The 9,813-nt window shown below is 68.9% G+C and carries 7 protein-coding genes and 1 pseudogene; 5 read left to right on the forward strand and 3 right to left on the reverse strand.

Annotation, left to right across the window (positions count from 1 at the left end):
* Both ABT147_RS44950 and ABT147_RS44960 read left to right on the forward strand, forming a co-directional pair.
* Positions 1 to 182 (forward strand): hypothetical protein (locus ABT147_RS44950; protein WP_351417879.1); only part of this gene is annotated, 182 nt, incomplete at its 5' end.
* A 582-nt stretch (positions 183 to 764) separates the two neighbouring features.
* Positions 765 to 1,172, forward strand: a complete 408-nt coding sequence (locus ABT147_RS44960) for a hypothetical protein (RefSeq protein ID WP_351417838.1) — start codon at positions 765 to 767, stop codon at positions 1,170 to 1,172.
* A gap of 448 nt (positions 1,173 to 1,620) precedes the next feature.
* Here the strand turns inward: ABT147_RS44960 and ABT147_RS44965 are convergent, their stop codons facing one another.
* Positions 1,621 to 3,756, reverse strand: coding sequence for a hypothetical protein (locus tag ABT147_RS44965; protein ID WP_351417840.1), 2,136 nt, complete (start codon positions 3,754 to 3,756; stop codon positions 1,621 to 1,623).
* A 115-nt stretch (positions 3,757 to 3,871) separates the two neighbouring features.
* Positions 3,872 to 4,552 (reverse strand): TetR/AcrR family transcriptional regulator, encoded by a 681-nt coding sequence (locus tag ABT147_RS44970; RefSeq protein ID WP_351417842.1) that lies wholly within the window; start codon positions 4,550 to 4,552, stop codon positions 3,872 to 3,874.
* A 109-nt stretch (positions 4,553 to 4,661) separates the two neighbouring features.
* On the opposite strand from ABT147_RS44970, the gene ABT147_RS44975 reads away from it, so the two are divergent.
* Both ABT147_RS44975 and ABT147_RS44980 read left to right on the forward strand, forming a co-directional pair.
* Complete coding sequence (locus ABT147_RS44975; RefSeq protein ID WP_351417845.1) at positions 4,662 to 5,627, forward strand: NAD(P)-dependent alcohol dehydrogenase; 966 nt, start codon at positions 4,662 to 4,664, stop codon at positions 5,625 to 5,627.
* 514 nt (positions 5,628 to 6,141) lie between these two features.
* Entirely contained in the window at positions 6,142 to 6,489 is a 348-nt protein-coding gene (locus tag ABT147_RS44980) for a S24/S26 family peptidase (RefSeq protein WP_351417847.1), read from the forward strand.
* A gap of 632 nt (positions 6,490 to 7,121) precedes the next feature.
* Here ABT147_RS44980 and ABT147_RS44985 read toward each other — a convergent pair.
* The gene (locus tag ABT147_RS44985; protein WP_351417850.1) at positions 7,122 to 7,883 is read right to left on the reverse strand and encodes a ZIP family metal transporter; all 762 of its coding nucleotides are present in this window, start codon (positions 7,881 to 7,883) and stop codon (positions 7,122 to 7,124) included.
* Positions 7,884 to 8,300: 417 nt separating this feature from the next.
* On the opposite strand from ABT147_RS44985, the pseudogene ABT147_RS44990 reads away from it, so the two are divergent.
* Positions 8,301 to 9,149, forward strand: a pseudogene (locus tag ABT147_RS44990) (RNA polymerase sigma factor SigF).
* Positions 9,150 to 9,813: the final 664 nt, after the last annotated feature.

The raw sequence follows: 9,813 nt of genomic DNA on the forward strand, positions 1-9,813 counted from the left end.
GGACCTACCACCGGCGGCGCAGACAAGCCTCACTCGGCCGCCTGACCCCCATCGAATTCGAGACCGTCATGACCACACCGGCCCTCCAGGCCGCGCGACCGCACCTGTCACCCGAACCTGCATCAGACCCGCTTGACCAAATCGCGGTCAGAGCCAAGTTGGCTCTGACCGCAGTTCCGTGATTGAGGCGGAGCGAGCTAGTTGTCGTCAACCCGGCATCCTGACCTGGGGTTTTCTGGACCGCTGAGCACGGCAACGGTCGTCGGCTTCGCATCGTTCTCGGCGTCTACCGCGCTTATTGCAAGCAAGGGCGGGCAAGGTCAGGATTGCGCGGTCCGGAACGCGAGATACCGGTTGAAGGCTTCGTGGCTGTCGGGGGTGAAGCGCCACTCCAGCAGGGCCGACCCCAGCTCCGGTTCCGTCAGCCAGCCATGCCAGGCGACCTCACACCGTCACGGCGACCCGCACACCTGCACCAGGAGGCCAGACGCGGATGACGGCAGGTGTCGTGCACATACGACACCTGTCGTGCTCAGGCCTTCGGCGAGAACGTTGTCGCGGCCATCCGCACCATGCTGGCCAGTGCACCCGTCAGTCCTGGCCTTGAGCTTCATCAGCCCTGAACTGTGAGCCGATGTCGTTCCACATGCAGCCGTCCTTCCAGCCCGCCTTACCGCGTTGCAATCAGCATGGCTTGATCCTCCAGCACGGCTCTGACACCGCCCCGGTGACCTCATGACCGGGGTCCTTGGCATCATCTCGGCATGAGTCCCACTCTTCCTCGCACCGTCCGAGCCGTCGACACCCGTCAGCTCATCGCTCTGGCCCAGGAGGCGGCCAGGCACGGCTTCAGCCAGCGGCTCCCCGTCGACTGGCTCCAAGCGCACCTCGCGGCAGAGGCGACGCACTACCTGTTCCCGACGCTCGTGCAGCGGCTCACGCACCGTCCCGAAGTGCCGCTTCAGTGGAGGTGCCAGCAGCTGCTGACCGTCAGTACCGGTGAACAGATCTTAGGTCTGCTCGACGTCCTTCCCGACACCTTCGGCAAGATCCCGGAGACCCTGGAAACGGCGTCCAAGAAGGACATCGTCAACCGCATCGAGCACGCAGTGACCGTGCGCGAGTGGATGGAACGGATGGCTGACGGACAGTCCGAGGAAATCGCCCTCTGACGTCCACATGGATGGTCGTCGATCCACGACAGGCCCCCGAGGTCCAACTGATGTCGGGCGCGGGTCACGGTCGACGAAGCGATCGGCCTGTTGGACCGGGGCCTACCTGTGGATGCGATCGTGACGCACACCTTCCCACTCGCCGAGGCCCGCCCGCCTTCGGCATCGCGCACGACCGGGCCGTGGCCTCCAAGGTCTTGCTGGACCTGACTTGCGCCAGACGGGCTGGCCGGATCGCGCAACTGGTGTTCCGGCTGTCACGGGTGTCGGAGCGGGCCAAGGCGTGGTGGGGGATGGCGGCTGCGCTGGTGTGGTCGCGGCGCCAGGCGACCTGGTAGGCGAGGTCGCCCAGGAGACCGCGCCCCGGTCGTGTCGCTGGCGACGTGAGTGTTGTGCAGGCCGAGCAGGTCTCACCCCTGCGACTGCGCCACCGATGGGTATCACTCGGTCACCGGTGCCGCTTGCGCCCTTTCCTGCGCGCGGAGAGCCCGCGTCCCCGGACTCCGCCGTGGTGGGCGGCGGACGCACGCAGGGTTCGGGCCGCCAGTTGCCTGAGTTGTTCGAGTCCGGCTCGGTCCGGGTGCGCGGAGTTCAGCGCAGCTGCAACCGCGTCCTCAATCTCGGGGCCCTGGGCCCGCAGCGCCTCCTCGGCGCCGCCTGGGCCGCCGGCCAGCTCCACGAGCTGCAGCAGGCTCTCGGCGAGCATCAGCAGATGCTCGGCTTCGGTCATGTCCAGGGGAGACAGCAGTTCACGGTGCATCAGCGCGCTCAGCGCGAGCGGCGCCAACAGGGTGTCGCCCCGCAGCGCACGCAGCAGCCGCTCGCCCTCTCCGCCGGGCAACGCCGCCGACAGCGCGTCGAGCATCGCCTGCGCGCGCGTGCGGAAGGCCATGGTCCGTACGGCATCGGTCAGTTGCTGCAGTGCGGTCTCCCGCTCCCCGCGGGCCAGCAGCCATCCGTCCAGCTCTGCGCGGGCGGCATCCGGGTCGTAGTCCTCGGCCAGCACACCCAGCAGGCCGGCCGCCGACGCCTGGACCAGTTCACCGACCAGCGGTGCATCCCGGCCGGCTGCCAGCAGCCGTTGCCGTACGGCCCGGGTGCCCAGCTCGCTGAGACGGAGCAGTTCGACGGGCCCGGCGGTCAGCTCCTGACGCAGTCGGCGCTCACGCTCGCGCGCCGCAGCCGGGTCCGCTGCCGCCCCCGCGAAGCCCAACAACTCCGCGAACTCCGGCGGCATGTCCGCAGGCCGTTCAGGTCCGACATCAAAAAGATCGGCCTCTAGGAACACCGCATCGGCCATCCCCTGATCGCGCTCTACGGCGCCCAGGACCACCAGCACGTCGAGTACCGAACGCAGGTCCCGTTCGGCGTGCTTGAACCACATCCGGTGTTGGAGTTCCGAGTCACCGTCCAACTGGAAGCGGGCCCCGTAGCCCAGCTGCACGGAATCACGCAGCCGCGGCCACGGCATCGGATGCGGCAGGCTGTAGAGCGTGTTCAGCACGTCCTCCAGCATCTCGTCGAAGCTGTCGAAGAGCATCGACTCGACATGCCGGCCGCTGTGCGCCCCGATCAGGGCCTGCCGCAGTTCGAAGCACGCGTCGAAGGCGCGTAGCCACAGCCGAAGCGGGTCGTCCAGCACCGCTCGGGCCTTGGCCACCGCGTACAACCGGCCCTTGACCACCCGGACCAGCCGCACCTTCTTCGCCCACTCCACCAACAGTCCCAGCCGCGGCAGGTCGGCCGAGGAACGCACGCCCTCGGTCTTGTCGCCGGTACCCAGCACGTCCACCAGCTCGCGGGCATCGCCCATCCGCAGTCGCCCCGCGGCCGTCACCGCCCGGCCCTCCCGTCCCACCCACTCGGCGAGCCCGCGCAACTGCGCCACGATCACCGAGGCCTCGGCCCGTCGGCGCAGGACCCTGTCAGCGGGGAGCACCACGGGCAGCTGCGGCTCAGCCCGGGCGTCGCCCGACAACGCGCGGCCGGTCAACCGCCGTTGCATGATCGAGGCAAGAGCCGTCTGGTCGTAGGCGACCTCCCCACGCTGAGCGCGATCCGTGAATCGCTGCAACGCCCGCTCGTCCAGGACGTCCACGCCCTGTTCGCCGGCGGTCATCATCCAGAACTTCGCCAGGCCCCAGCGGGTACGGTCCGCCATCGCTGCCGGATACCGCTCCGCTACTGTGTCGACCGCCGCCAGGGAGTCCTGAAGCGCGGGCCCGCGCGGGTCCAGCAACTGATTGGCGTTCAGAAAGCGCAGCAGGGTGCGCAACGTCCCCGAAGCGTCGCCGTTCTCCTCTCCCGGAAGCTCGATGACCTGCTGGGGAAGCCAGGACAACAGCAGTTCCTCCACATGCCGCGGCTCCCACAGTCCCAGCCGACCGTCGGCTGTCGCCCGGTGCCGGTACTCCAGCGTCGCCTCCGCCAGGAACTCGTCCATCGGAAGACCCTGCTCTCCGGCCCACTGGACCAGCCGGTCGATCAACAGCCCGCACGCGGCCTGGAACTCCTCCTCGGCCCCGGCCTCGAACCGCATCCGCATGATCCTGCCCCAACTGCCGTAACACGCTGTGCCCGCCACGCTACCGCCTCACGAGAGGCGGGATGACCGGCGTGGACGGCGTCTACTGTAGGGCCTGTTGCGAAAGTGGCGCGGTCGCCTGAAGAGCGGGCCACGCGGCAGGCGCCGCTTTGTATCAGGCTCTGGAGGGTTGCTGTCCTTGGGAGCCGTGGGCCGTGAGCGGAAGACTGCGCAGTGACAGTGTGCTCGGCGCGGGCAGCGGTCCGTGGGCCGCCTCGGCGCGGAAGGACTGGAGCAAGTACGCCACCAGACGCCGGGACGCCGCACGGTCATCCGGCAGTGCGGTGACCAGACCGCAGTGGGACAACAGGGCCACGGCAAAGTCGGAGGGGTGGAAGTCGGCCCGCAGCGCGCCCGCCGCCTGAGCCCTGCGGACCAGGGTCATGAAGTCCTGCTCGGCCTGTTCCCGTACCCGCGCGTGTTCTCGCATGCTGTCCGGGAAGGCCGCGACGAACGCGGCCGGGAAGCCCCGTTCCTCCCGTTGTAGTTCGCAGACCGTCTCGACCAGTCGCTGGAAGCCCTGCCACGGATCGGGGTCGGCCAGCGCCTCGGTGAGCGCCCGGGCACAGGTGTCCATCTGGTGCGCGAACGCGGCCCGCACCAGGGCGTCCCGCGTTGGGAAACGCCGGTACAGCGTCGCCACGCCGAGCCCCGCCCGCCGGGCCACGGTCGCCATGGGCGCGTCGATGCCGTGCTCGGCGAAGACCACGCGGGCAGCCGAGAGGATGCGCCGCCGGTTGCGCCGGGCGTCCGCCCGCAGAGTGTCCTGCCCCGCGATCCGAGAGGATTCCCCCACCGCTGTCTCTCACCTCCGGTCAAATGGACGATCTCGTCCGCTTGCCAGCCTACGCTCGGCGCCACGATCCCCCGCACGGCCACTGGTGGCGAAGGTGAGAACGAAGGCGATGGGCGACCGCACGATGAAAGCCGTACTGTTCGACCGCTTCGGCGGCCCCGAGGTGCTGTATGTGGGCCGGGTGCCACGTCCCGGACCGGCTCCCGGCGAGGTCCTCGTGCGCGTGCGCGCGTTCAGCGTGAACGGCGGCGAACTGGCGGCCCGTTCCGGTCGGGCCCGCCTCCTCACCGGCCGGAAGTTCCCGCAGCGCATCGGGCTGGACTTCACTGGCGAGATCGCCGCACTCGGCACCGGCGCGACCGGCGTAGCGGTCGGCGACCAGGTGTGGGGCGTCCTGGGCCGCAGCTCCGGATTCGGCAGCGCCGCCGAGTACGTGACGGTACGGCCCGAGCGGCTCGGCCGGGTCCCGGACGGACTGGACCTCGTGGCCGCTGCCGCGCTGCCGGTGGCCACCACGGCCGTCACGGCCCTCCGCGACAAGGCCGCACTGCGCCCCGGCGAACGGCTGCTTGTACGGGGCGCGGCGGGCGGCGTCGGCAACGCCGCCGTCCAGCTGGGACAGGCGTACGGTGCCGAGGTCACGGCCCTGGCCCGCGCTGCCAACCTCGACTTCGTCCGTACGCTCGGTGCCCACCACGCCGTCGACCACCGGACCGTGTCCCCTGCGGAACTGGGACTGTTCGACGTGGTCCTCGACACGGCGGGCACCGACCTGCGTACCGTACGGCGGATGCTGAAGCCGGGCGGACGCATGGTCACCATCGCCTTCGACCTGACGCGGCCCGCCGCCTCGCTGGGCTACATCGCGGCCAGCGCCGTCCACGGACGCGGCCGGGTGCGCTTCTTCAGCGGCAACCCCGAACGTGCGCTCTTCGACGACCTCGCCCGCCAGGTGACGGAGGGGAAGCTGCGGCCGGCGGTGGACACGGTCTTCCCACTGGAAGAGACAGCGGCCGCACACCGGGCGCTGGAGGCGGGCGGGGTGCGGGGCAAGTACGTGATCAGGGTCGACTAGGGTTTGCCGGGAAGGTGCTGGTCACAGCCACTCGTTGAGGACTGCGACCAACACGTCGCCTCGTAGCGGACGGCGAGCTTGCCCTATCTCGTGGCCACGGCCCGGCGGCGCTTGAGGCGGTTGATCCGGCACTCGACGGCATGCCGCCTGGAACTCCTCCTCGGCCCCGGCCCCGGCCTCGAACCGCATCCGCATGATCCTGCCCCAACTGCCGTAACACGCTGTGCCCGCCAAGCTACCGCCTGACGAGAGGCCGCATAGCTCGGCTGTCGTAACACACTGTCTGTCGAGATCGTGGTTCTTCTGCTCCCTGAGCACGGTAAGCATCAGAGTGTCGTAGGCAGGTGAGTTGATGCCACTCGGGATGACCGGCGTGGACGGCGTCTGGTGCCGCATCGGGCAACGTTCGCCTCGCTGACGAAGCACGGAGAAGTAAGAAGAAGTAAGGAGAAATAAATCGGTGGGGTGATGGAAGGGAATCTGCCACGATCATCGGATGGGTGCATTGGATGCAGTGGCAGGCAGGATTGCCGGCGGGGCCACCGTGACGTTCCGGCCCAGCGGCTCCTCGATGGTCCCGCTGATACGTAGTCGGCAGCAGGTGGTCGTTGCCCCGGTCGACCCGTCGAAGTTGGAGGTCGGAGACATCGTCCTCGCCCGTGTCGCAGGGACGGTCTACTTGCACTTGGTGTCGTCCGTGGACCTCGCCAGGAAGCGGGTGCAGATCAGCAATAACCGTGGCCGCGTCAATGGCTGGACCAGCCACGATCGTGTCTTTGGCATCTGTGTGGCAGTCGACGGCGTCACTCGGGCGGGAAGCGTGGGCAAGGCCCTCGCGGCCGACTCCGACGACTCCTCCTGAACCTGACGTTCCGGCAGCACGGCTGAAGATGACGTTCAACTGGTCCGAACAGATTCTCATGCCCCAGCCGACGGGGTGACACAGCGGCGGACGGCGTCCCCTCCCAGGAGGACGCCGTCCGGCGTTCATACCGTGATGTCCCGCCAAGCAGCTGGGATGGCGTCCGTGACGTCCTGTCTGCGCGACCGCGTCGACCAGCTCGGAGCCGCTACCGTACTGCAGCACGTACCGCACCGGCTCCGCCCTCTCCTTGGCCTACCGCAGCGCCAGCTCCAACTGCCGTTCGTCGTCGGTGTACCGCTCCTCCAGTCGTCGCGTGCCTGCCGGGCGGCCTGCTCGCCGGGGCTCTGCAGATCGGGGTCGACGAAGCACGGCGAGTGTGCCCGGCGCAGCGCACCGGGCACGTACTGGGGCAGCGCCCAATGGACCAGCCAGCCCGACACGTTGTCCCATTCGGTGCCGTCCGGGATCACATACCAGCGCTGGTCGCCCGCCGACGACGTCCACGCGGCTACCACCGGATCTCCCTGGGAGTCGAGCCGCTTTCACCCTTCCCATGTCCCAGACCCGTCAGCGCCTGGGAGCCCACACACACCAACCATGCGCCGTCCACCCACTTACAGTCCCAGCGGTCAGGTGTGGGAGAGGGCGAAGGAAACGAGGAAGCCGCTCACCGTGATCAGGCCGATGGCCAAGTGAGCGTCCTCGAATGCCTCGGGGATCATCGTGTCCGCGATCATGGCGAGGATCGCCCCGGCCGCCACCGCGGTCACCGCAGCGATCACGGCAGGAGAGAAGGAACCGACCACCGTGTAACCAAAGACGGCCGATACCGTGCTGGCCGCGGCGATCGCCGCCCAGACCCCGAAGACATAGCCCCGGCCACGGCCGGCCTTCTTCATACCCGCCGAACTGGACAGTCCCTCAGGGACGTTGCTGATGAACACCGCAGCCACGGTCACCAGACTCACCGCGCCGCCATCCAGCAGGCTCACGCCAATGACCGCCGACTCCGGCACCCCGTCGAGCAGAGCGCCGAGCGCAAGCGCCATCCCGGACCCGCCCTGCTCGGCCTCCGAGGGCTGCGCCTTGGCCCGCTCGTGACCGGAGCGCTTGCGATGGCGCGCGCCCCGGCGGGCCAGCCACACATTTCCCCCGGTGTAGGCCAAGGCGCCGATGAGGGTGCCGACGGCCGCGGGAGCGAGCCCCGCTTGCTCGTACGCCTCCCCGACCAGCTCGAAGGACACCGCTGAGATCAGCACCCCGGCGCCGAAGGCCATCACGGTCGCGATCACCTTCTGCGGCACCCGCAGCCCGTAGCCCAGCGCGGCACCAACCAACAGCGCAGAGCCCGCCACCAACCCCCACAGTCCAGCCTCTACCACTCCAGCCATGTCACCCCGCCTACCCGCAACGGATGTGGATCAACAGGCAACCGGCGCTGCCGTGCGGACAGCAAGTGAGCCCTACATCCACACAGAAGGACCGACGCGGGAAGAACTGAGGAGCCGGCCACCGCCGCTTCGCCGCCGGACAGTCGCGCCTGCCCGGTCCAGGCAGAACCCGCATCGGCAACGCGGCCGTGCGCCGTGACGCCCGAGCCCTGTCCCGGGTGAGTCACTCCACCGCATGGCTGTGGTGAAGAAGTCGCGCATCGTCATCACAGTGCACCACCTGCTGTTCTGCATCCATGCGCCATGCACGACATCGGGAGAATGTCTGCGCATGGCCGCAGTGAGACGGAGGGGGCGGCCCGTCGTCGGCCCGCGAGGAGCCAGGGGCCGGCCGGCGGGCAAGGGAGGGAAGCACCGATGACGGCGACGACGAGTCTTCACACGAGCGTCGATCACGCTACGCCACTGCCGGAGATCGCCGATCCGCTGAAGGTGGCGCCCAAAAACGCGCGGTCTTTGTCGAAGCTGTTCTTCGCACAGCTGGCCGTCCTGGAAGAGGGCACCGGCGAGTACCAGTACGCGCGCAACACACTGATCGAGATGAACATGTCCCTGGTGCGCTACGCGGCCGGCCGGTTCCGCAGCCGGGGCGCGGACGAGATGGATGACATCGTCCAGGGCGGCATGATCGGGCTGATCAAGGCGATTCGACCGGTTCGAACTCTCGCGCGAGGTGGAGTTCACGTCCTTCGCCGTCCCCTACATCGTCGGAGAGGTCAAGCGGTTCTTCCGCGACACCTCCTGGGCGTGCACGTCCCCCGGCGCCTGCAGGAAGCCCGCGTCGAACTCGCCCGCGCCACCGACGAACTCCGCAGCCGGCTCGGCCGCACCCCGACGGTCAAGGAACTGGCCGAACTGATGAACCTGACCGAGGAAGAGGTCATCGAAGCGCGCGTGGCCGCCAACGGCTACAACTCATCCTCCCTCGACGCCGCCATCAACAGCGACGACACCGGGCAGGCGGCACTCGCGGACTTCATCGGCACCGAAGACACCGCCATGGAGCTCGTCGAGGACTTCCATGACCTGGCCCCGCTCCCCGCCGAGCTGGACGAACGCGACCGCCGGATCATCCACATGCGGTTCGTCGAAGAACTCACCCAGGCCCAGATCGCCGAACACCTCGGCTGCTCCCAGATGCACGTCTCCCGCCTGCTCTCACGCACCCTCACCCGCCTGCGCAAGGGCATGCTCACCGCCAGCTGAACCACGCGGCAGCCGGAGACCAGTCCCCGCCACCACAGCCGGCAGCAACGTCCAGGCTCCGATCCTCACGACGTCGGCCCGGACGACCAACCGACCTTCCCGGCCGCAGAATGTGCGGCGTCCCGACTCGCGCGGAGCGGCCCCCGGCAAGCCGGTGCCACACGCCCGGGTACCGACGCGTGGTCGAGGCCGAGTTCAGGCGACCAGCACCACCCTTCACACTGGAAAGGGAGTGCTCAGGATTGGCGACGAGACCGTGGCGCCCCCTGATTGCCGTCGCATCGGCCCGGGCCAGGTGTGACAACGGCTTGCCCGCCAGCAGCTCTCACTTCTCCTTGCGACAGGGATACGACGGCACTTTCTCCGCCATCAGGGCCGTCGAACACTGGACCGTCGGTGAAGCTTTCTAACGCTGCGGCCCGAGGCTGGTTCCTGCTGGAGGTGCCAGGGTTCCCATTCCGGCACAGGTACCGGCCCCGGGCCTGACCGGGCGCGTACCCCCGGAGAAGACCGGCGATACAACCAGTTGTGTGTACAGGACGTGAGAGACGCCCGGACATGGTGGTGGGGGGGCCCCCGGGGGGGGGGGCCCCCCCGGGCGCCCGCCCACGGGTCCGTGGGGCTTCTCGCGCAGTTCCCCGCGCCCCTGAAATGCCGGGGCTGC

Origin of the sequence: Streptomyces sp. NPDC001868, from assembly GCF_040297125.1 — a bacterium.
GTDB lineage: Bacteria > Actinomycetota > Actinomycetes > Streptomycetales > Streptomycetaceae > Streptomyces.